Genomic DNA, 24394 nt, shown 5'->3' with positions numbered 1-24394 from the left:
TTTTCATGATGGTCATACGCGCAAGCCTGCGCGTATGATCTACTTTTTAATGACTCTCCTGTTCAAGTAGCCATCCAGCAGATAAAAACCGATGCCTGAAGCGATGGGGATCGTCAGAAACATCAGAAGATACATAAAGCCGCTGAAATCCGGCAGGTGTTCGTGCAGGAACCAGAAGTAAAACATCTGTGTCAGGTAGATATGCAGCGATGCCCGACCGATCAGTATAAAAAACTTCTCAAGGAGGGACTCTTTGCCGACTTCCAGATACTTCATGCCGATCATGATGATGAACAGCACGTAAAAATAGGACGGGGCGTGCTGACTGTGCCAGTATTCCTCTACGATCAGCTCCCAGTTATAGTAGTGGACGGCCGTGATGTACGCCAGACTCGCAATAGCTGGAATAACGAGCCACTTCAGCTTGATGGTCGACTTTTCCAAAGCATACCATATCCCCAAGGTCACTGAAAACAGGTGGCGGATGATCAGGATGCGGTATAAGCTCCCGGAGATATTCAACCAGAACGAAGCCAAATCGATCAGCAGACTCACAAAAAACAGCAGGATCATCATCTTAGTCGGCTGCTTTTTCAGGATCAGATAGATGAACGGGATAAGGATCGATGCCTGCAGGAGCAGCGGAATAAAGTAACTGCCCGGACCGTAGCCCCCTTCCAGAAATCTCAGCAGGAGTTCGCCTATATTCCTGTTGTCAAAATAAAAGAACTGAATCAGTACCTGCATGAGCCAGATGACGCTGAACGGCAGCAGGATGCGTTCCGCTTTGTTCAGGAGATAATGACGGGCAAGGATGTCAGGGAGATTTTCGTATCCCTTTCTCATGAAGGAATTGGCGGCGTTATAGCCCATTAAAATCATAAACACCGGGACCGTCTGCCAGATATAATAAGGCGCCAGGATATCGTAAAGCGTGGCATTGGATAATCCATGGATAAGTATGACGGAGATGATCGCCAGTGCCTTGATGATGTCGATCGTATAATTGCGTTTTGCCATAGCGCACCTCTTTCTTAACAAAGAGTATACGTCTATACGCTGATCCAGACAACTTTTATGCTTGCTTTGAGGCAAATCAAAAACGCCTTCCGGGAGGATCGGTCGTCCGGAAGACGTTCTGATACTTATTGATTTAGCTTAGTCTTTTTTAAAGACTTTCAATCCCAGTCCGGTTCCTAGCCCGGTCAAACCGAGCGCACCGACTGACCAGATAGCTGTGGCTGTTTCAGGCAGTTTTTCGCCGTCTTCATCTGCAGTATCTGATTTTTCTTTATCTTTCTTATCGTCTTTGTCTTTCTCTTCGTTCTGATCGTCTTTCAAATCGTCTTTTTCGTCAACTTTTTCATTCTCCTGCTTATCGTCGTTCTTGTCGTCGTTTTCATCACCAGGTTCTTCCCCTTCGACCGGCGTTTCACCGTTTTCAGGATCCGTTTCGTCACCAGGCTCTTCTTCAACAGGTTCTTCTTCCACAACGAATTCGACTTCTTTGAGGCTGACGTTATCGAGCATCACCGTGTAAGGTGTGTCGAGTTCTTCGTCTTCCGGCAGTCTGCCTAAGCCAAACAGCAGCTGCAGGCCTTCACCGTTTTCGATCTCAACGATGGCTTCATAGGTGTTCATTTCTTCGTTTACTGTGAAGTCCATGACCTCAAGACCGGCATTGACGAGTTCGACACGGACATTTCTTGCGTGTTCGGATGCCATGTCAAAGGACAGTCTGTATGTGCCGCTTTGAACAACGTCCAGGTTCTGGTATAACTGGATCTGCCACCAGTCCCAGCCGACTTGTGTGATTTCAGCGTTCACTACGCCGTCCACCACAGAGAAGCCTGCCAGACCGGCCCAGTTTTCATAGTCGCCCTGGTTATGGATGTTCCAGGTAGACAGTTCATCTGCATTACCGAAGTCAGTGGTCTCGTCGAACATACCGTCTTCGATCAGGTTGTCGCCGATCTCGACCCACTCACCGTCTTCTTCATCCGGTGTCGGTTCTGCCGGTGCTTCTTCGACTGGTTCAGCTGCTTTAAGGACGATATTGTCCAGCGTCATATTGTAAGGGACAGCTAATTCTTCTTCGTCGATCTCGCGTCCAAAGCCGAACATCAGACTCTCTGTTCCGCCTCCTACGTGGAAGATCAGTTCATAGGTTTCTTCTGTTTCGTCGACCGGGAAGACTTTGATTTCTTCTCCTGAACCGACTAATTCGACACGCATGTCTCTAGCCAGTTCGGAAGTCATGTCGAAGGTCAGCTTATAGGTCCCTTCAGTTAGTTCCATATCCTGCATCAGTTGTATCTGCCACCAGTTCCAGCCAAGCTGCTGGATCTCAGTGTTCAGGACGTTGTCCACGACTGAAAACTCGCCTTTGCCGCCATTTGGATCATGGTCAGCCATGTTGAAAGTCTTCCAAGTAGCGTCACTGTCAGGGTCGCCGAAAGTCGTTGTATCATCAAACGAACCATCTGTGACGAGGTTGTCTCCAACAGCTTCCCAGTTGGCCGGGTCGCGGTCCAGCTCGTCTGTCGGTTCTTCCGGCTCTTCTACCGTTTCTTTCAGTGGTGAAGGTGATTTGTCATAGTTGGCATTAGCATCTTCATAGACGCGGACATAATCCACTTCGACCTGTCCCGGGAAGGCTGTTGACGCATCCGGTTCGCCGCCATACCAGCCGCCCACAGCCAGGTTCAGGATCATATAGAAGTCCTGGTCGAAAGGTGCCGGTTTTTCATAACTTTCGGTGTACCAGTCGCTGGTTTTGTAAAACAGTTCATCGTTGACATACCAGCGGATCTCTTCCGGTTCCCACTCGACACTGTAGGTATTGAACTCGGTGGTGCTGCCCTCTTCAAAGTGGTAGTCGCCGGCTAGATACGTGTTGTTAGGCCAGAGATCGCCAAAGTGGATCGCTCCACCGACTTTATCGGTATTAGCACCGGCATTCTCCATGATGTCCAGTTCCCCTGAGGCTGCCCATGTGCCATAGGTATCGTCCTGCGGCATCATCCAGAAAGCAGGCCAGTAACCTTGTCCGTCAGGCAGTTTCATTCGGGCTTCAAAGCGTCCGAATGTCTGGCTGAATAAGCCGTCAGATAATATTTTCCCGGAGGTATAATCATAGTCGCCTTGTTCATCGGAGATCTGTTCTTCTCTGGCTTCCAAGATCAGTTTGCCGTCTGTTACTGTGACGTTGTCTTCATGATAATACTGCTTCTCGTTATTGCCCCAGCCGTTGATCCATTCGTCACCGCTCCAGTAGCCGTTCCCTTCGTCGATGCGCCATTTTGAAAGGTCCAAGGTTTCACCGTCAAATTCATCCTGCCAGGTCAGCTGCCAGTCTTTTTCGCCTGTTTCTTCCTGCACTTCGCCTAATGAGACTAATGAAATATTGTCAAAGGTCAGAGTATGTTCTTCCTCAGGCGTCAGTTCGCCTTCGTGCTGAACATTCCCGATCAGGAATTTCAGATGCATCGTTGCTGCCTGCAGTGTTTCAAATTCATGCGTAAACGTTTGCATTTCTTCGGTCAGATAAAAGTTTTCCTTCAAGTTGCCTTTAAATTCCGTATATTCCAGAACAACGGGACGGGCGATGCTTGATTTCGCATCAAAAGACAATTTGTAACGGGTGTTGGCTTCTAATGCGACGTTTTCCTGAACGAACTGGGAAGACCAGCTGATCGGCACGCCCCACTCTGCATGGATGCCGGCAATGTTATGTACCGTTACCTCGGCCTGTTCATTGTCTGCTGTAAAGGTGGCATCTCCGCCATATTCATGCATCAGTCCCCAGCTGTCTGTCCCCAAAGTAAAGTCTCCATTGGCAAGGAGGTTTTCCTGTTCCACCGCCTCCACTGTCATGACAGCGTCTTCATTTTGCATTTGACTTAAAACGGCCGGTCCCATCAACAATAATCCGCAAATTACGGCAACTCTTTTCTTGTTCTTCATCTGTTTCCTCCATTTTACATAAAATTTTTTATAAAAATAGAGAAGGCACGACACCTTCTCTATTCATTTATAAACATAAACTGAAATCATTTGATGCTTTTAAATACTTTTATTCAACTTTCTTTCAGAGGGGTTCGTCTCCGCTCGCGGAGACGTTCCTTCTTGTGTCTTCGACCACTGATTTTTCGCATTTCAGATAAACGTCAGGAGTGACGACTTTTTTCGTTTAAACTCCTGACGTATACGTTTTTGCTTCAGGAGTTTCAGCTTTTAGAGCCCCTACTCCTTAAGATCCGCATTAAACTTCAGTAGTTTCCGCCAGATCTTCTGTCACTTCTTTCGATGACACGCTGTCCAGCGCGACGGTGATCTCTTTTACTTCTTTGTTTCTGATTTTTTCTGCCCATTCGCCTTTAACGCCTTTAGCATCAAAGGTTTCCGTCTCACCGGATTTCAGTGTGACAGTGTAGGCGTTCGGTTTCACGCCGTCTTTACCGTATGTTGCTTTGGACTGGGTGTTGATGTACCTTACGTCGATGTCACTGAATAGAGTGAATTCGATTTTTCCATCAGAAAAGAAATCAGCCGGCAGGACCGGATCCAGCTTGAAGGTCAGTTCCTCTTCCATGGTGAATGGGGTCTTACCAATAAACATTTCCACCCACATGTTCAGGAATTCGACCGTCGAGCCACTTAGTCTTGCCACGAAGCCTTTGCCGTGCAGACTTTCGTCCGGGTTGGCACTGCTTGCGATAAAGGATGAGTTCTCCAGGATACTTCTACCGTAGACTTTCGGATCATTGAAGACCACGAGTCCGGTCTTGATCTCTTCATAAAATTCGTCGTACAAGCCGACTTTGACCAGTTCTAAAAGATATTTGTAGGCCATGTGCAGGAACACGGATTCGTTCTCGAGCCAGCCCGGGGTGAAGAATTTCGCACGGCCCAGTTCGATCGGTTCGTCCTGGATGCTGGCGCTGGTTTTATACATGCCGAGCTTCTGGTCATACAAGTCACTGGCTTTCACTTTGCCGTACAAGTCGCGTGCTTCTGTCGTGTCGCCTGAAATCTTCATCTTCTTGACGATGCCTTCCAGGAACGGGGTCACTGGATGAGGCTGCATCTCTGTGATCTCGCCGTTTTCAACCGTTGCTTCAAAGTAGATATACGTCGGGATCAGTTCGGTGTCCAGCGCTTCCACGTTGGCTATCGCTTTTTCCATGACCTCTTCGAACAAGGCGATGACTTCTGTGGCCACGTCTTCGGTGCAGGTCACCAGCTTGAAGGTGTTTTCGCCTGCGATCGATTCACGGTAATCTTCACGTACCTCGGTCAGTGATTTCCAGGCAGCTAGATCAAGCGCATCGGTGTCACGCAGGACATCTCTTAAATGCAGCAGGAAGGCTGATGCCTGTGCCGGCAGTAAGATGCTCTGCTTGTTTTCAATGCTGCTCAAACGGTCGACCAAACGCTTCAGTTCAAAGAGTTCAGACGTTCCGGCACCGAACATACCTGGCAGGCCGTTCATCGCGTCGTTCCAGCCCGGTTTGCCGCCTTCCATCTCTACACCAAGTCCGAATGGAGCCAGGGTCGAGACTTTGTTGGCTGCTAAAAGGATCAGCTTGCTGAACAGGCTCGTTTCAGCCGGTTTGCCGTCTGCATCCGTTTCGATCCACATGTGTTCACCGTTTTTATGGTCGGCCATTTTTTCTTCATCTTCATGGACAGCGTCATACTGGCGCCAGCCGAGCTTGCCTTGTTTCAGTTTTTCGCTCAACGGACGGACACTGGCCGGGCTGTTGAAGAAGCGGTAGCCGCCGCCAAAGTAGGCGTCGTCCGCTTTGTCCGGATAGATCGCCAGGTAGCTGTCGATAAGATCCAGGTTGTACGTCCAGTGGTCACTCCAAAACCCTTCGCCGTGTTCGGCTTCCAGGGCTTCCTTGCTTGCACTCAGCACATCGGTCAGGAAGGCTTCGAACGGTTCAGTCAACGTGATGTTTTCTTGTTCCACGAATTTCTTCAGGCTGCCCGGTGTATAGCCGTCTTTTGACATATCGCGCCAGACATCGGCCTGGTTTGATGAGAAGCCGAAGCCTGCAAAGTCGAATGTGTCGTCTTCCAGGGTATATTTAACCGTCTTGATGGACAGCGGGTTGTAGCCGTCCAGCTGGATCAGGCTCATGAACTGACGCAGGTTGCGGTCGGCCACTTTCGGTTCAAAGAAGGTGTCCAGACGTCGGTTCTGGTTCATGTCGCGGTAGTTCCCGTTCCCCTGTGAATAGTACTCAGGTGAGATCGAGAAGAAGTTGTAGTCGCGTTCCAGATCGCCGTGCTTTCTTGAATACAAGTAAAAGACCTGTTTAGCCTGGTCGTTTTCAAAGACGACCGGGAAACCGCCGCGGATGCCGTTGTCCAGATAGTTCTGTTTCACATAGGCATCAAAAGCTTTGTTAGCTGTTTTCGTTTCCACACGGCTGGTGAATTCCTTCGCCAGTTCGAATGCGGAAGCTTTATAGTCAGCCAGCTTTTCAGCTGTGATGTGCGTGTCGATAAAGTCGGCAGCTTTTTCTCTGTCCGTAGTCTGGCCGAAAATGCTGGTCAGGGTCACGGAACCTTGGCCTTTCAGATCAAAGCTGAAGGGTGTGAAGGCTGCACTGACTTTGTTGGTACCGATCTGTTTTGTGGTGTCTAGACTGTCCTGGCCGTAAAAAGCTTTGGGATTAAGTAAAGTCAGGTCGTTACCGAAAATGACGTCGCGGTCAAAGACCGGTGTCAAAAACTGCGTCTTGTTTTCTGTCTGCATCAGAGTTGCATAGAAGTTCCCTTCGTCGTTCTGGTCCACTTTGGCATCATCTGCCGTGCTCCCTCTCAGGAAGTAGTAGGCAAACTGATCGTTTTTGACAGAGGCGTCGAACCAGCTCTTGAAGGTGTTGGAGATGCCTTTATAGCCGGAATCATCGACGTGGGCCGGGAACATGCTGGCCAGACCGTCTACCCCTTCAATTGAGATCGGTTCGTCTCTCAAGTTTTTGAATGTCACTTCACGGATCAGACCGGGAATGGCCTGATGCGGCAAGGTGTAATAGACAACTGTCATTTCAATGCCCAGGTGTTTCTGGGTGTGGGTCAGTTCCAGATGGTTGTCGGAAATGATCATCTCATCTGTGATGACGTCACTTTCTGCACGGAACGGTTCATACTGGAACGTTTCTTCTGAACGCGTCCCTTTAAGGAATGTACGGAACCCTTGTGTCCCGACATACTGATACGCTTTGTTGGCCGGCAGGAATTCCAGCATGGCGTTGTCTTTGTTCTCAACGCCGAAGCTGGCTATCCCCTGTCCTCTGTTGACATAAAATGCCCACAGCGGAATGCCGTCTGTTCCTGAGATTCCAGGCAGGAAACTGCTGAACGGACTGGCCTGCTGGAAATCCTCTATTTTAAATCGTCCGTCTTCTAATAATTTATACACGCTTTGTCAACCTTTCTATGCTAAAGCTATGGATCTATTCGGATACGACCGTCGTGATGCTGTGTGCCGGTACGTGAACAGCTGCTGCTTCTTTGTCGAGTGATAATACCAGGTCTGATGCCTGATCTGTTTCATTCAGTAAGACGGTGATCAGTGAGCCGTCTTCATTTTTGAATGCCACAACAGATAAGTCGTTCCCGCTCAAGGACACGTCTACGCGCTGGGCACCGGGTCTGATGTACTTGCTCAAGTGACCGATGAAATAGTATGAGCTGTTGTAGTGGGCAACTTTTTCTTTTGTATCTGCAATGATCGGGGCATCACAGTAGTTGCCGACGTGATTCGGACCGCCCTGCTCGTCCAGGACGATGTTCCAGTCCAGGAACCCTTCCAGCCAGTTGTTCATGTCGCCCATGATGTTTCTGGCGTAGCGTTCTCCGGTATGCCAGGCACCAAGCTGGACGCCGCCTTCGATACAGCCTTCGGTGAAGATCATATGTTTGTCCGGGTATTTGTCATGGACTTTTGAGAGTTCTTCAAAGTCTTCCGACATGTACCAGTGGTTCCCCACTCCCCAGACAGCTTTATTGGCTTCTGCATCACTCAATACCGTGTCGGCACGTTCGAAAATGATGTCGCGGTTGTGGTCCCAGATGATGATGTTGACCGTGATGCCTTCTTCTTTGAAGACACGAGACAGCACTTTCACCATTTCGGCTTCTTCTTCCGCTGTAAATTCACATGAATCCCATGTCTGCGTCGCAGCCGGTTCGTTCTGGACCGTTATGGCTTCGATCTCAAAGCCTTTCTTCTGCATTTCTTTCAGGTAACGGGCAATGAACTGCGCCCAAAGCGTATAGTATTCTTTTTTCAGCTTGCCGCCGTTGTTGCGCTCGCCGTTCGTTTTCATCCATGCTGACGGGCTCCAGGGAGAAGCAACCAGTGTTAAAGGTTCGCCGGCGATTTCCTGAGCTCGACGCAAGGTCGGCAGGACCCATTTCTCTTCACGGTCCATGTTGAATGTTTCCAGTGTTTCGTCGTTTTCTTCGATGTAATCATAGTTCTCCAAAGAGAAATCACAGCTGGCAATATGCAGACGGCCCATCGTGTAGCCCAAGCCCTTTTCTTTATCGTAATAGGCCTTTAAGATGCTCTCCTTCTTCTCTTCTGGAAGCTGGTCCAGCGTATAAGTGGCAGATTCTGTGAGTGCCCCGCCGAACCCCATCCAGGTCTGATACGTCTCACTCGTATCGACTTTGACATGGGTGACTGAATCGTCAGTTACTTTTTTAATAGAAACAGGTTGCCAGAAGCTGCCTTCTTCTTTCACAGACTGAACAGCCGTTACAGTACGTTTCGTCATAGTATAAATCATCCTTTTTGTTCAGTTTAGAACGGTTTTATTTTTGAATCGCGTGCTTTTTTTCGTCAAATTATCCACAAAAAAAGTACTATGCTCTACAAGACATAGAGATGATAGTACTTTTTTGTTCAAGCTTACCCTTTGACCGCACCTGCAGTGATACTTGAAATAATATATTTAGACAGGAACAGGAAGGCAATCATGATTGGTACCACGGAAATGGCGATACCCAAGTAGATCGCACCTAAGTTCGATGCCACAGGTGACCCCTGCAGTTGTCTGATCATGATCGGCAAGGTATACAGTCTTGGCGAGCGAATGATGACTAATGGGAACAGGAAGTTGTTCCATGAACCGATAAAGGTAAAGATCCCCATTGTCGCGATCGCAGGCATCAAGATCGGCAGAACGAGTCGGTGGAACATGTACGTTTCGCCGGCCCCATCGATTCGACCGGATTCCAGGATAGACATCGGCATCGTTGTGATGAGGAATTGTCTAAAGAAGAACACAGTGAACGGTGCTGCAATAGCCGGAATGATCAGTGGCCAGTAAGTGTCCAGGATCCCGAATGTGCTTGCCAGGTCGTATAAACCGATCAGGCCGAGCTGTCCAGGCACCATCATCATGACGATGAACGTAATGAAGATGACGTTCTTCGCTTTGAATTCATACACAACTAAGGCAAAGGCTGTCAACGCCGAGAAGTATGAGTTCAAAACTGTTACAGACAATGCGATAATCAGACTGTTTCGGAAACCGATCCAGATATTGATGTAGCTGTCCAGGATCGCGTAGTTTTCCATTAAGGCGTTGCTTGGGATCAAAGTGAAACCTCTTAAGATCTCAGAGTTTGAACGCGTAGCATTGATGATCATCATGTAAAACGGGATGAAACAGATGATAACAAGTAATATGAGGAAGAAATAGATCACGCCTCGTGCTGTTTTCATTTTTTTCATGATTATTTTCTCCCTCCTTTTTTAACTTTGACTTGACTGCGGTACATGGTCTTGAATGTGATCGCAGAAAAGACGATCGTAATGATAAAGAGTCCGTAAGCGATCGCTGCGGAATAACCGAAGTTCGCGTAACTGAATCCCTGGTTGTAAAGATAGATAACCATGGTGTTCAAAGCTCCACGCGGCGCACCTCGTCCGTCTGTCATCAAGAGCGGCAAGTCGAAGATCTGTAGACCGCCGATGATGGATGTAATAAAGACGTACAAGAGGATTGGCTTCAGCTGAGGCAGGGTAATTTTTGTGAATGTGTCCCACCAGTTGGCGCCGTCGATATACGCTGCTTCATAAAAGTCTTTAGGAATACCGGATATACCAGCCATCAGGATGATGAACGTGTTACCGAACCACATCCAGGCACCGATCAGAGCGACCCACCCTTGGGCAAGCACCGGATCGTTCAGCCAGTTGATCGGACGATCGATCAAGTTCAAGCTCAACAGCATCTGGTTCAAAGAACCATAGTTCCAGTCCAGCAGGATGCTGAACAAGAGAGCAACTGAAGCGATCGTAATGATATTCGGAAGGAAGAACAAGGCTCTGAACGTATTCAAACCCTTCAGCTTCAGGCGCATATCTGAGAACAAGAGTGCCAGTCCCATCGCGATGGTGATTTGAATGGCAAAGTTCACACCCCAGATTTTGATCGTATTGAAGAAGGCTTCATAGAAGAAGTCATCTCCTATCAGTCGGGCGTAGTTCGCCAGCCCTACGAATTCAGCATTCTCGATCCCGCCCATTCCTGTATAGTTGGTCAAGGAATAGTAAAAGGTCAGTAAAATCGGATAAATGTTGAATGACAGAAATACGATAACAAAAGGTGCAATGTAAAAATAAGGATGGTTATTATTTTTCTTCCTTAACTTTTTCTTTGAAACGGAAGCAGTCGAATCCGCAGCGACTGTCTGTTCGTTACTTTTAGTCATAATCAATCGTTTCCTTTCTATGTGTTACTAGAAAAGCTGATCAAGCCGGTTAGACCCCCGTGAAAAATAGGGAAGGACGTCCTGAATTACCATGAGTCTAGCATTTTAATGCGTAGAGTCATCGTATGCGTCAGAAGAGCATACTGCGCAGTTATTGAGAGCCTTCTTGCTTTAGCAAGTTAGAGTCTCAATATGCGTTAGCTGGTGGTCCTTTCTCTTTTTTCATGCGGTGTCTGGCTTGAGTAGCTAGACATAGAACGTGTCAAAAACTTCTCGCTTTTCATCATTAATAATGAATAAAGGGGGCGCTGATTTCAGCTCCTCCCCCTCTGTTCAGTTCTTAGTTAGATTCTGGTACGGTAATGTTAGGGAAGGCGTTCTGTACTTCTGCGTAGAACTCTTCAAGTGCTTCGTCTTTCGTCAATACGCCGTCAACATAAGCGCCAACAGATGTTCCAAACATTTGGTCTAGACGCTGGTCGTAGCGTGTGACGTTACTTGGATCGATTTCTTCAGCACGCTCAAGGAAGAATTCGTAGTGGTTCTGTCCGCCAAGGTAGTCGTCTGAATAATCTTCAGCCACTTTTTCCATAACTGGTTTGTAGCTCAACACGTCGCCGGTTTCTTCTACCCATTCTGTCAGGAACTCTTCGTCGTTGACCAGCATTTGAATGAAGTCAAAGGCAACGTCTTTATTTTCTGATCCTTCATAAATACCGATCCATGATCCACCCTGGAAGTATGGTGATGGACCGTTCGTTACGGCCCAGTCGCCTGCAGTTTCCTGTGCGTCTGTTTTCAGTACAGAGTGAAGACCCCATGTTGGCAGTGAGACACCGAAGACTTCTGTTGTTTCTTCGCCTTCTTCCATCTCTTCCCAACCGGCGTTATATGTGATCGGCTCGTTGAATGATGCGTACCATGCTGGTGACCATGCAGGAGCAAGTGCTGTATACTGGTTGTCACGAAGCTCTTTAGCGTAGTCGAAGTAAGATAGACGTTCGTCTGTCATTTGCAGTTCGTTGTTTTCGTTTACCCAAGGAACAGGATTGGCGCCCATTGTGTAAGGTCCGATCGATCCTTCATCCGGGAACAAGCGGTATCCGGCTTCTTCAAGCTGCGCTCCGGCTTCCATCAAGCCTTCCATTGTAGACATTTGTTCACCGATCGTATCGGGATCGTCTGTACCGAAGACTTCTTCAGCGATGCTTCGACGGTAGTAGATGCCGCCTGGTGTTGTCTGCCATGATAGAGCCTTCATTTCGCCGGCTTCGTTGCGTCCAAGTTCCCATACATAGTCAAGATAGTCGTCTGACCATGAGTCAACGTCATATTCGTTCAAGTCCATCCAGTAGTCCTGCTCGATCCAGTCTAATAGGTAAACGATCTCACCTGTGAAGATGTCGGGTGCACCGCTTCCTGATTCAAGTGCTGGACGAAGTGTGTCGACATAGTTTTCAGTCGGGATGATCTGCAGGTCGATGTTGACGCCTGGGTTTCTTTCTTCAAAGACTTCGATCGGGTACTGTAATTCATCTGTAAAGGAGTTGATGACAAGGGTCGTTTCGCCTTCGTCGCCGCCGTTTGAAGATTCGCCGCCAGCTTCTGAACCTGTGTCTGATTCTGATCCACATGCTGTCATTAAAGCTGCACCACATAATAAACTTGCTAATTTCCATGAGTTTTTCATTTGTTTTCCTCCTAAAATTGGGTTGTTGATTTTGTTTGTTGATATAAGTACTAATGATGCCAAATGCTGCAGTCAAGCGTTTTGAGTTGATTTAATAAACTAACGAACTTAAGCGCTTAACCTAATGAATAAATAAAAAAGTAATGCGATTTCGACTTTCACTTCTATTTGTAACGCTTACAATCTCTTTATTCTATTCATTTCCCCCTTTATTTCGTTTGAACTCCATTTCACCCTTGCCTTAAGCGCTTAATTTTTTTTATAAAATGGCACCTTGCTTAAGCAAGGCGGTGTACCGAATCTCTTTTGATCAATGATACAGGCACCATTTTTTTATCCACTTCTTGAGTTGGATCTATGCTATTGATTTTATCGAGCAATATGATCGCCGCCTTCTGTCCGATCAGTTCTTTGTCCTGACGAATGGTCGTCAGAGCCGGATCGACGTGCTGGGCGATCTTGATGTCATCGAAACCAATAAATGATATATCTTCAGGAACTCTGAGTCCCCATTCTTTCGTGACTTTCATGGCGGCTATCGCCATTTCGTCCCCCGCCACATACACAGCGGTCGGTCGGTCTTTTAAAGACAACAGACGGATCATTGCTTCACGACCACCCGCTTGAGAGTAGAAACCGCCATCTACTAAATACTCGTCTCTTACAGTCAGCCCCTGTTCTTTCATGGCTTTTTCAAACCCCTTGGCCCGTTCGATACCGGCAAAAGTCGTCTGATTCCCTCTGATATGAGCGATTTTAGTATGACCGTTTTCAACGAAGTGATTGACAGCCAGTCGACTTCCAGCGTGATTGTCGCTGTAAACCGTTCCTGGTTCATCCGTTGGTCTGTCGATATAGACAGTCGGGATCATGTGATCCACTTGGGATATTTCATCTTCACCATGAGACTGGATAATAACGATCCCGTCTACTCCACGATGAAGCAAGTGTTTATATGTTTCCTGCTGAAGTCCCATGTGTCTTGAAACGAAAAGCAGATCGTAGTTATATAACTCAACGTGCTTTTTAAATCCTTCGATGACTTGGCTGAAAAACGGATGAGCGATCCCGATACCGAGATTCTCTCCGAAGACCACACCGATCATCCAGGATTTATTGGTTGCAAGTGTTCGAGCAGAAGAATTAGGTGTGTAGTGCAGTTCTTCAACTGCCTCCATAATCTTTCGTCTCGCTTTTTCACTCACCTTTTTATTGTTCAAGGCTTTGGATACCGTAGCGATCGAGTATCCGGCATGTTCAGCGATATCATAAATCGTAACCATAATGTTCTTCTCCAATCGAAAGCGCTTTACATGTGTAACTATATCGCACTATGAAATCGATGTCAATAACTATTTGAATATTTTTTTCTTTTTATTCGTTTAAAGGTTTTTGACATGATCCATTGCGTAACAAACGCATAAGACGAAACCGAGTAAAACATGATCAAAGCCGGTACATAGGCGTAAACCAGTAGGCCGATCAAAAAGGCGTGGACGATCATGATGCCTGCGACAGGTGAAATAAGTGTCAGCCAGAAAGCGTCTTTCAGACTTTTTATAACTGAATCACCGAACTCGAAATAGATACCTAAAGCGAATGTTGCGACGATAATGACTAAAGCGCTTAAGATTAACAGTGAAGGTAAAACGACGAGCTGGATGAATGTGTTCTGCGGCAAAGCCTGAATCACACGGATATCGACATAGATAAACAGCGATGCAGCAGTTACCAGCCAGAAATAACGGTTCCCCTCTTTGAAGTGTTCCTTGAATTCTGTTTTGAATTTCGTGAACACGTGTGACAGATCGTCCTGGTGCAGTTTCTTTTTGACCAGTGCATTCACAGCAAAGGTCGCCGGCCCCGCTCCGAACAGGATACCTCCCGCGAGTGTAAAACCTAACCATAAAATGTTAAGAAATGCCAGTGTGGCGAGCCAGTCGAACCCTTTCATGATGAGATCCATTGATCCACCTTCTGCATTTTCCATTCGATCACTCCTTTCTTTTGACTGGTTGCTTTGAAACAGGGATGTTTGAAATGTATCCTCAGTTTTTCTCTTTCAAATCCACCAGTTGAATTCATGAGTCATTTTAATGCTTATTTTTAAAAAGTGCAACTGTTATTTTATAATTTGTGAAATCGTTTACCTAAAAATGACAAGTTTATGACAAGTGTCAGTCTCTTAATGACGGGATATTTAATCAAAACTATACAAAATCATATGGTCTTCACGATTTTTTTAATTTCAAAGCGGGTCAGTCTCGCCCGGAAGCGAGACTGCACATTATTACGTCCTTTTAAAGAAGGATTGCGGATTAAAAATGTGTTTGGCGTGACGCAGCTAAGGGTCTGTGCGGCTTTTTTGGTGTGGTTCGGTAAGTAGGATCGGGATTTCTAAACGAACGTGTCGAAGTTTACTGTATTCGGTAAGTAGCGGGCCCGGCCATGCCGCTAATTACCGAAGCAGGCATGTGTTCGACACTTTGAAAATAAGGTTGTCCTGCTACTTACCGAACTGGCGCTTCTTCGGTAAGTAGGCTGCTTTAGCTTATTCCTAATTACCGAACCTCCCCCGACTTCGACACTTAGGGCTAGATCGTAAGCACGTACTTACCGAAGTTAGCCTTGTTCGTCACTTAGGCGAGTGGCTTGTTCACCTAAGTGACGAACCAGTCCTAAATGAATAGTGACTGCTGAATTTTGGGATGCCCTTTTACGAAAAGTCTTTTAGGTTAGGAAAAGAGGGTGACATTCTGCCACCCTCTTCATCTTCAAATCACTTCGAAAACAAAAAAACACTGAACGAGCGCCATCATTACCGATGGGTCACTCATTCAGTGTATTATTTAAAGAATTTTTACTTATATTTCTGCTGGAAAGCAGTAATGGCGTCGTATTCCTCTTCGAACAAGCGGCTTAGACGGATGTAAAGCGGCATCAGTTCTTCGTAGACCGCCACTTCCTCGGCTTCCGGTACGGTGATTTCTTTGGTTTCCACCATATGTCTGACTTCGGTCAAATCGTCGATCTCACCAATGGCATATTTACCTAAGACGGCCGCACCCAGACAGGCGCCTTCTACCGTCTGCGGGACATGCACTTCCTGGTTGAAGATATTGGCCATCATCTGACGCCATACGGGTGACTTGGCAAAGCCGCCTGTCGCATGGATCCGATCCGGTATCCCGATCACTTCTTCCAGAGCCAGAAGGACCATATAAAGGTTCATGTTGATCCCTTCGAGCACGGCACGCATCATGTGTTCGCGCTTATGGTGCATCGCCAGGCCATAGAAGGAACCTCTGGCGTTGGCGTTCCAGGACGGCGCCCTTTCTCCCGACAAATACGGATGGAAAAGCAGACCGTTTGAACCGGCACTGATCTTGGCGATCTTTTCCGTGATGAGATCATAGGGATCACACGCTTGTGCCTTGGCAGCACTGACTTCTTCAGCGCACAGTTCATCCCGCAGCCAGCGCAGGATCATGCCGCCATTGTTGACCGGTCCGCCGATGACCCAGTGATCCTCAGTCAGGGCATAGCAGAAAATACGGCCTTTAGGATCGGAGACCGGCTTGTCTGTTACAGTCCGGATCGCGCCGCTGGTACCTATCGATACAGCAACCACGCCGTTTTCAATGGCATTCACTCCCAGATTGGCCAGGCAGCCGTCGTTGGCACCGATAACGACTTTCATATCGGGATGGATCCCCATGCGTTCAGCCAGTTCAGGATCCATATCCGTGAACACGGCCGTCGTCGGCACAAGTTCAGATAAGCGGTCTTTTGTCACGCCGGCTGTTTCAAGGGCTTCTTTGTCCCAGTCCAGCTCATACATATTTAATAGACCCGTTGCGGATGCGATGGAGTGATCCACCACATACTTATTGAAGAAATGGTAAAAGACGTACTCTTTGATCCCGATAAACCGGCTGGCTTTGTTGAAAATGTCCGGCTGCTCCGCTTTCAGCCACATCAGCTTCGTCAAGGGAGACATCGGATGGATCGGCGTCCCTGTTTTATCGTAGATCGCTTTCCCATTCGTTTCTTTCAACTGTCTGGCATATGGTTCTGCGCGCTGATCCGCCCAGGTTAGAGACTTGGTCAACGGCTTCCCTTTTGCATCCACGGCGATCAGACTGTGCATCGCGGCACTGAACGAAAGGACGGTGATGTCTTTCTTGTCCACCCCGGAATTTGCCATGACGCTCTGAATAGCTGTCACAACGGCTTCCACGATCTCATCCGGATCCTGTTCCGCTGCTTTGGGTTCCGGCGTCAATAAGGGATACTCTACCGTCGCCTGATGGACGATATCCCCTTCTGATGAAAATAATACCGCTTTGGTGCTCGTCGTGCCTATATCTGCACCGATTGAATAATGACTCATTTCATAACCCCTTTCTGTGCTTGAATCTAAAGAAGAAGCCTCTCCTGGAGAAGCTTCTTCTGTTTTACTGATTTCTTAGTCTTACATAAAGAATACCCCTAAAAGCATCGCCATGGCAAGCCCGGTAAAGCCGATAATGGTCTCCATAACGGTCCAGCTTTTCAGTGTGTCTTTTTCATCCAGACCGAAGAAGCGGGATACCAGCCAGAAGCCGGAGTCGTTGACGTGTGAGAAGGCGGTTGACCCACCGGCGATGGCAATAACGATCAATGCCAGACCGGGACCTTCAACGCCCATAGATGGCAGTACCGGAGCCATCAAACCGGCAGCCGTGACCATCGATACGGTGGCTGACCCTTGAGCGATACGGATGGCAGACGCCAAAACGAAAGCCAGAAGGATCGGTGGCAGCGGTGACGCAGCCATTTGCTCACCTAATACCTGTGCCACGCCTGAATCGATCAGGACTTGTTTGAATACGCCACCGGCACCAGTCACGAGGATAATGATCCCGACAGGTTCCAGTGATTTGGTCGCGATGTCCTGAACTTCTTTACGGGTATAGCCGCGTTTTGTACCTAATACAGTGAATGTGACTAATGTAGCCAGCAGTAAAGCGACGATCGGATGTCCGATAAAGGTCGAGATGCTGCGGATGATGTTGCCTTCTGCAAACAAAACAGTCGATAGTGTGTTAAACAGGATAAGAGCTAAAGGCAGCAGGATGATCGATGCAATCATACCGAAACTTGGCAGTTCTTTGTCCCATTCTTTATCTTCCAGGTTCATGTATTCAGGGATACCGATATTGATGCGTTTTGATATCCATTTACCAAAGACAGGTCCGGCAAGTATCATTGACGGGATACCTGCGATAAATCCGAACAGGATGACCCAGCCCAAGTCAGCGCCGACTAGATCAGCCACGGCGATCGGACCTGGAGTTGGTGGGATGTATGAGTGCGTGACGGCCAGCCCGGCTAACAGCGGGATACCATAGTAAAGCAGTGAACGTCCCGTTTTTCTCTGCAGGCCGTAAACGATCGGTACTAAGATGATGAAACCGACATCGAAGAATACCGGGATAGCGACCAGGAAGCCGGCGATGCCTAAGGCCCACTGCGCTTTATCTTCCCCGAACTTATTCAAGAGACTGCTTGCGAGCCGCTCGACCCCGCCGGAGATCTCCAGCATCTTACCGAACATGGCGCCAAGGCCGACGACAATGGCGACAAATCCGAGGGTCCCGCCCATCCCACTTATCACAGAGTCGATGACCCCGTTAAGTGGCATGCCTGTTGCGACACCGACGATCAAACTTGTTAATAGTAAAGCAACAAACGCATGCATTTTGAATGCGATGACCAGGAATAAAAGAATCGCGATCCCGGCCAGCGCCATGAAAATCAATAGTGTTCCATCCATTATAATTCCTCCAATTTAAATGTATTTATAGCAATCAATTAGTTCCAACTGTATTTATATAGTAATTTTCCGATCCTTTTTAGTTGTCTATCAATCATTCAACTCGACTGAATGGCCGCCGAACTGATTGCGCAGTGAGGCTACCACTTTCCCGCTGAACGTATCGGATTCCAGCGAACGGTTCCGCATCATCAGCGACAAGGCAATGACCGGGGCAGCTGCTTCCAGTTCCATAGCGGTTTCAACGGTCCATTTCCCTTCACCGGATGCATGGACGACTCCTTTGATGTCATCCAGCTTCGGATCATCTGAAAAGGCGTATTCCATGAGTTCCATCAGCCAGGATCGAATGACCGATCCGTTGTTCCAGACTCTAGCGACGTCTTGATGGTCGTAGTCGAAGGCACTCTTTTCAAGGATGTCAAAACCTTCCCCGATCGATTGCATCATGCCGTACTCCACGCCGTTGTGGACCATTTTAAGGAAATGTCCGCTGCCGGATTTCCCGGTGTATAAGTATCCTTTATCGACTGAAATGTCCTGGAAGATCTGTTCGATCTCTTCAACGACGTCTCTGTCACCGCCGACCATCGTACAGGCGCCTTCTCTGGCTCCTTCCATCCCGCCGCTCGTGCCGACATCGATATAATGGATCCCTGACTCTTTCAATGTGTCATATCGTCTCATCGAATCTTTGTACAAGGCATTTCCGCCGTCCATCAGAACGTCTCCAGCGGAAAGCAGCGGTGTGATATCGGTTACAAGTTTTTCCGTGATGTCGCCAGCCGGGACCATCATCCAGATGATTTTCTTGTCCGGCAAGTGATCCACTACCTCTTTTAGTGACGCGGCTCCTGTGGCACCTTTCCTTTCTGCTTCAGCAATCAGTTCCTTGTCGATGTCGTACGCGACAACGTCATGATCGTGATCCAATAAATTCAGTACCAGGTTCATGCCCATTTTCCCTAATCCACAAATCGCTAATTTCATTTTTCATCCTCCTTTATGAAATATTTTTCTATGGTGTAAGTATACAAAAGAATTTTATTTCTTGCAAGCCTTTTCAAGAAAAATATTTCTTTTTTTGTGATTTTACTTTATACTGTAAAAAACGACCTGAGAGGTGAGTGTATGAATCAGAGTTTCCAGAATAAAAATACCCAGATGCGCATCCGATCTATTTACTCTACTTTAAGCGAGAAGGAACGTCTGATGGCGGATTTCATCCTGGAACATCCGGAAAAAATCATCCACGGAACGATCAATGAGATCGCTGAAGAACTGAACCTGGCCGACTCCACTGTGTTCCGCTTCTGTAAAAAGCTTGGCTATAAAGGCTTTCAGAATTTGAAGATCTCCTTGGCCACAGAATCCGTGAACGAGATGAAAGATGTCCATGAGAAGGTGTCAAAAAGCGATGATGAAAAAACGATCCTGGAGAAGGTCTTTCATTCCAACATCAAGACCCTGCAGGATACGCTCGAAGTCATCGATGACGAAGATTTCTCCCGGGCTGTGGATTTGATTTTGCATGCCGGGAAGATCGAGCTGTTCGGGTTCGGCGGATCGAACGTTATTGCGATGGATGGGTATCACAAATTCATCCGGACCGGCCTGACCGTCAGCGTCCAGACCGACTCCCATATGCAGCTGATCTCGGCGTCCCAGTTGAAAAAAGGCGATGTCGCTATCCTGATCTCGCATACGGGACATTCCAAGGATATCCTGGAGATCCTGGAAACGGTCAAGGAGCAGCAAGTGCCGACCATCTGCATCACCGGCTTCACGCAGTCGCCGCTGAGTCAGGGTTCAGATATTTCTCTGTATACCTTGTCGGAAGAAACAGATTTCCGCTCGGAAGCCCTGGCTTCCCGCATCGCCCAGCTGAGTATTCTCGATGCGCTGTACGTGAATGTGATGGCTTCGCTGGATGACAAAGGTCAGGCCTCACTGCAGCATGTCAGAAAAGCGATCCAGAAGAAACGTCTGTAGAGTTTTTGGATAAAGGAAAAGGCTTGAATCCTGTGAGATTCAAGCCTTTTTTGTGTGTTTTGATTGATTGTGTGGATCGATTTGTGGGTGAATCGACTTATGTGTGAATCGAATTTCTGGCGGAAAAAATTTCTTTGGTGATGCTACTCCACTGCATCTTTCAAAAACGCCAGTGCTTCATTTTTGAGCAGCTCTCTTAACACAGGCTGCGGCTTTTCTGGCAGCGGGAACGGCTTCACTTTGACCGGCTCGTCTTTTATGAAGACAGCGATATAACCGGTACCGGACAACAGCTGACCGGATGTGTTGAGTATGGTTTCCGCTGTGACGCTCAAGCCGATATCGGTCTGGAAGGTTTCTGCACACTCTTCTACCAGGATCTTGGCCGTGTCTTCTGGTGTTTTGCTCTTTAGATCCGTGAGACCGAACTGTTTCTCACTCGTTTCAGTGTTCAACGAGACCAGTCCGCCTGCAAAGATTGAAGACACACCGGCTATACTTGTGAGCGAACTCATAACGAGTCCTGAAGTAAAGCCTTCTACGATGCTCAGAGTCAACTTCTTCTTTTTCAGGAGGTCGACGACATAGGTTTCGATCGTCTGGTCTTCCCCGTAGCCGATAAAGTTTTCTGACAGGATCTCTTGGATCTCATCCGCTGTTTTCTGGTTCATTTGTGCCGCTGTTTTGGCATCTTTAGCACTGGCAGTGATGCGAATCGTGATGTGCCGCGGCTTGGCGTACATGGCGATCGTCGGATTCGTCTGGTTTTGGATTTTATCATTCAAAAGCATGGCCACTCTCGACTCGCCGATCCCGTTGAAATTCATGAACAGGGACTCGATGACGCCTTTTTTCTGGATGATTTCTTTTAAGTACGGCTTCACCTTGTGCTTGAGCATATAGGTCATTTCATACGGAACGCCCGGCAGCAGAATGATGTGCTGGTTGGTTTCTGCTTTTGTCTCTCTTTTGAATGCGGATCCGCAGGCCAGTCCCACATCATTGAACAGTGTCTGGCCGTGCTTGAAGGTCAGGGCTTCACGATAGACATTCTCGTCCGGCTCCGTGCCGCGTTTTTTGAACACAGCTTTTATGATATCCAGCTGTCCGTTATCTAAAACCAGTTCATCGTCTAGAAATTCTGCAGCCACTTGTTTGGTGATGTCGTCCTGCGTCGGCCCCAGTCCACCGGTCAGGATGATAATATCGGACCGCTCCGACGCCAGTTTAATCGCTTCGCGTAAACGCTCGGGATTGTCTCCCACCGTCTGCTGGTAATAGGTCCCCAAGCCGATCGTCAAAAGTTCCTGTGCGATCTTGCCGGCGTTGGTATCTACCACATAACCCATCAAAAGCTCGGTGCCGACTGAAATGATTTCTGTTTTCATAGCTGATCTCCTCTGCAAAGTGTTTCTTCTCACATTCATTGTATCAGAAGTGAGGATTTAAACGAATATGTAAGGGGCCGTCGTGTGGCTTTTCTCTAAAAAAAGAAGTGCGCGGCTGCGCACTTCTTCTGTTTTCTATTCAGTTGAGTCGGGCTATTCGCCTTCCTGTTTCGTCAGGATTTTTGGACCGTCTTTGGTGATCGCAATGGTGTGTTCGTACTGGCAGCTGAGTCCGCCGTCTTTAGTGCGGGCTGTCCAGCCGTTGCTGTCCATTTTCGAGCGCCACGTCCCGGTATTTACCATCGGTTCGATCGTGATGACGAGGCCTTCTTTCAGGCGCGAGCCTTTTCCGGCTTGGCCATAATGTGGCACACTTGGTGCTTCATGCAGCGTCGGGCCGATGCCGTGTCCGATGAATTCGCGGACCACCGCAAAGCCTTCTGCTTCAACGTATGTCTGGATCGCATGACCGATGTCACCGATACGGTTGCCCAGTTTCGCCGCTTCGATGCCTTTATACAAGGCTTCTTTAGTGACGTCCATCAGTTTCTTGAGTTCCGGCGTCGGTTCCCCCACACTGTAGCTCCAGCATGAATCAGCTAAAGCGCCGTTCAGGTTGACGACCATATCCACTTTGATCAGATCGCCCTGCTTCAGGACGTCTTCACGCGGAAAGCCGTGACAGATCTCGTCGTTGACGCTGACACAGGTAGAGTACTCGTAGCCTTCAAAACCTTTCTGTTCCGCTGTCGCACCGTATTTTTCCATCAATTCTTCAACGTATTTTTCGATAGCCATTCCGGTAATGCCCGGTTTAATAAAGTCGCGCAGATGCTCATGGATCTTGGCTAGCACGTCGCCCGCTTTGTCCATCGCTTCGATTTCGCGAGGTGATTTCAAGGTGATCACAAAACATTCTCCTTCACTATTCATTTCCCTTACTATTATAGCGAAAACACCGCCTTTTAAAAACCTTTTTCTTGAAAGAAGTGATTTTAAGGCGGAACATATACGCTGCCGGCGCGTATGAACCGAATCGGGGGGGGTGGATTTGATGCTATTTGGCTCTGACGTCATTTTAATTTTTGAATTTTATTAATAATGGACGTGTTCGGTAGTTAGGATGCTCAACTTGCAACCTACTTGTCGAATATCGCCAAATTCGGTAAGTACATTCCAGTGAACAAGTTTTAAGTGACGAATATAGCGTAGGTTCGGTCGATAGATTCATCCACTTGCACCCTAACTACCGAATAAATGCTACTTCGGTAGTTAGGATACAACTATTCTTTTCTAATTGACGAAGGTGTACAAATTTCGGTAATTAGCTGTGTATGTTTAGGATGAACTTGCCGAATATCTCTAACTTCGGTATGTAGCTGAGCGTATCCATAATCTACTTACCAAACCACCAACTAAACGCTCTTTACTTCAATAACCTATTCGTTTTCATCGAATAGGTTCCCTTTTTAAGTTCTAATGCTTTTGAAACTGACATGAGTCAGTTTCATCCTTTAAAATTTCATAAAAAAGCCTTCGACCGTGAAGTCGAAGGCTGTCAGATTTTAGTTTAATCGTAGTAACTGTTACTTGTTGTTCCTATTTTCTTGTAATGTGTGCCGCAGACTTTTCTGAGTCGACGCGGACTCGCTTTTCCACCGCACCAGTCATACAGGATCTGTACCGTCACTTTTTCATTAGGAAACAACAGTTTGAACTCTGCGATATGCTCTAGTATCGTCTTCTCCAGTCCCTGCTGATGTTGACAAGTTGTACAATAGCTTCTTTTTCGAGTGACCCTCAAACGATCCTTTCCACATAAACTGCAGTATATAGTCTTCTTCAATTTACTGTATTCAAAATCCGGCAGTTCTTTCTGATAGGGTACCGACTCTCTATTTTCCTGTATCAGCTTTTGTGCCAAATATTGCTGCTCTTTTGTTAATGGAGTCAGGCGGTTGTTCATATCATTAAAGTGTTTCTCGATCTGGTTAGGATAGATAAAAGAGACGGTCGTTTTAGCGTCATATAAATAAAAAGTCGGATTCACGAATATCACTGAAGCATCCACTTTTATTCCATACCCAAAATCTTTCACCATCTGTTTCATTAATGTTTTTGCCCGGTTGATTTGATTCACCGGGTTATTGATCTCTTGACCAGTGAGCGTCACTATTTGTCCTGCATTCATCTGGTAATTTCCTTTATAGTTCTTTATTTCATACATATAGAGTGTATCCGAGGTGATGATCACACTGTCCACCTGGAACGAACTTCCTCTGCTGGTGAGCAGCAAATCATTTAATACAATAACTTCCTTAGTCAGATATTGTTTGACATAGTCGTCAAACAATTCTTCTCCCTTATAACCTCTTTCAAGATTTAACAAGTAATTGCGATCGGTATCCTCCAGCACCATTCGTTTATCTAGTGCAAGCAGACCTAAATGAATTTTCGACTTCTCTCTTTGTTTTAGTAACATTTTCCATCCCTCCCGTACTATAGATATTGTCAAATAAATTAAATAATCATGAAAATTATTCAGAATATCGGTTAGATATTTTAAATACTGATCACTTTACTGACTATAGTTGTTTGTTGAGGCAAGGTTCGACAAGTAGGATCAATTACTCATTTCCTAAGTACTGAATTAGGATAACTTCGGTAAGTACGTCGTTTCGATTCCTTTCTAAATGTCGAAGTTAGGCAGGGTTCGGTAGTTAGGATTTTGTAAACTCAATCTACTTACCGAAGAAGCTT

16 protein-coding genes are annotated in these 24394 nt (G+C 47.1%); 1 reads left to right on the top strand and 15 read right to left on the bottom strand.

The annotated features are described in order from the left end of the window. Positions 1–39: 39 nt before the first annotated feature. From BMX84_RS01235 to gnd, 12 genes are all read right to left on the bottom strand, one after another. The gene (locus BMX84_RS01235; RefSeq protein ID WP_091486279.1) at positions 40–1020 is read right to left on the bottom strand and encodes an acyltransferase family protein; all 981 of its coding nucleotides are present in this window, start codon (positions 1018–1020) and stop codon (positions 40–42) included. 138 nt (positions 1021–1158) lie between these two features. After that, positions 1159–3966 (bottom strand): family 16 glycosylhydrolase, encoded by a 2808-nt coding sequence (locus BMX84_RS12460; protein WP_091486276.1) that lies wholly within the window; start codon positions 3964–3966, stop codon positions 1159–1161. A 298-nt stretch (positions 3967–4264) separates the two neighbouring features. Further along, a complete protein-coding gene (locus BMX84_RS01225) occupies positions 4265–7438 on the bottom strand; it encodes a hypothetical protein (RefSeq protein WP_091486272.1) in 3174 nt (1057 codons plus the stop codon). A gap of 34 nt (positions 7439–7472) precedes the next feature. Continuing rightward, positions 7473–8801 carry a glycoside hydrolase family 30 protein gene (locus tag BMX84_RS01220; protein WP_091486270.1) on the bottom strand — a complete coding sequence of 443 codons (1329 nt, stop codon included), beginning with the start codon at positions 8799–8801 and terminating at the stop codon, positions 7473–7475. Positions 8802–8935: 134 nt separating this feature from the next. Beyond that, on the bottom strand, positions 8936–9763 hold the full coding sequence (locus tag BMX84_RS01215) for a carbohydrate ABC transporter permease (protein WP_091486267.1): 828 nt from the start codon (positions 9761–9763) through the stop codon (positions 8936–8938). A gap of 2 nt (positions 9764–9765) precedes the next feature. After that, entirely contained in the window at positions 9766–10746 is a 981-nt protein-coding gene (locus BMX84_RS01210) for a carbohydrate ABC transporter permease (RefSeq protein WP_091486264.1), read from the bottom strand. Between the two features lie 340 nt (positions 10747–11086). Next, on the bottom strand, positions 11087–12436 hold the full coding sequence (locus tag BMX84_RS01205) for an ABC transporter substrate-binding protein (RefSeq protein WP_091486262.1): 1350 nt from the start codon (positions 12434–12436) through the stop codon (positions 11087–11089). Positions 12437–12714: 278 nt separating this feature from the next. Further along, the gene (locus BMX84_RS01200; RefSeq protein WP_091486259.1) at positions 12715–13719 is read right to left on the bottom strand and encodes a LacI family DNA-binding transcriptional regulator; all 1005 of its coding nucleotides are present in this window, start codon (positions 13717–13719) and stop codon (positions 12715–12717) included. Positions 13720–13781: 62 nt separating this feature from the next. Next, positions 13782–14426: a YesL family protein gene (locus BMX84_RS01195; RefSeq protein WP_091486257.1), complete on the bottom strand. Its 645-nt coding sequence runs from the start codon at positions 14424–14426 to the stop codon at positions 13782–13784. A gap of 870 nt (positions 14427–15296) precedes the next feature. After that, positions 15297–16829: a gluconokinase gene (gntK, locus tag BMX84_RS01190; RefSeq protein ID WP_091486254.1), complete on the bottom strand. Its 1533-nt coding sequence runs from the start codon at positions 16827–16829 to the stop codon at positions 15297–15299. Positions 16830–16910: 81 nt separating this feature from the next. Next, complete coding sequence (locus BMX84_RS01185) at positions 16911–18254, bottom strand: GntP family permease (protein ID WP_091486251.1); 1344 nt, start codon at positions 18252–18254, stop codon at positions 16911–16913. A 90-nt stretch (positions 18255–18344) separates the two neighbouring features. Further along, positions 18345–19244 (bottom strand): phosphogluconate dehydrogenase (NAD(+)-dependent, decarboxylating), encoded by a 900-nt coding sequence (gnd, locus tag BMX84_RS01180; RefSeq protein ID WP_091486248.1) that lies wholly within the window; start codon positions 19242–19244, stop codon positions 18345–18347. Positions 19245–19385: 141 nt separating this feature from the next. Between gnd and BMX84_RS01175 the strand changes: the two genes are divergently transcribed. Next, positions 19386–20246, top strand: coding sequence for a MurR/RpiR family transcriptional regulator (locus BMX84_RS01175; protein WP_091486245.1), 861 nt, complete (start codon positions 19386–19388; stop codon positions 20244–20246). Between the two features lie 143 nt (positions 20247–20389). Here the strand turns inward: BMX84_RS01175 and BMX84_RS01170 are convergent, their stop codons facing one another. From BMX84_RS01170 to BMX84_RS01160, 3 genes are all read right to left on the bottom strand, one after another. Continuing rightward, positions 20390–21634: a CinA family nicotinamide mononucleotide deamidase-related protein gene (locus BMX84_RS01170; protein ID WP_177165420.1), complete on the bottom strand. Its 1245-nt coding sequence runs from the start codon at positions 21632–21634 to the stop codon at positions 20390–20392. A 153-nt stretch (positions 21635–21787) separates the two neighbouring features. Next, a complete protein-coding gene (map, locus tag BMX84_RS01165) occupies positions 21788–22543 on the bottom strand; it encodes a type I methionyl aminopeptidase (protein WP_091486240.1) in 756 nt (251 codons plus the stop codon). Positions 22544–23204: 661 nt separating this feature from the next. Further along, a complete protein-coding gene (locus BMX84_RS01160) occupies positions 23205–24116 on the bottom strand; it encodes a nuclease-related domain-containing protein (protein ID WP_091486237.1) in 912 nt (303 codons plus the stop codon). Between the last annotated feature and the right edge of the window lie 278 nt (positions 24117–24394).

The sequence above is a fragment of the Alkalibacterium putridalgicola genome (assembly GCF_900109825.1).
Classification (GTDB): domain Bacteria; phylum Bacillota; class Bacilli; order Lactobacillales; family Carnobacteriaceae_A; genus Alkalibacterium; species Alkalibacterium putridalgicola.
This window is presented reverse-complemented; position numbering and strand designations above follow the sequence as displayed.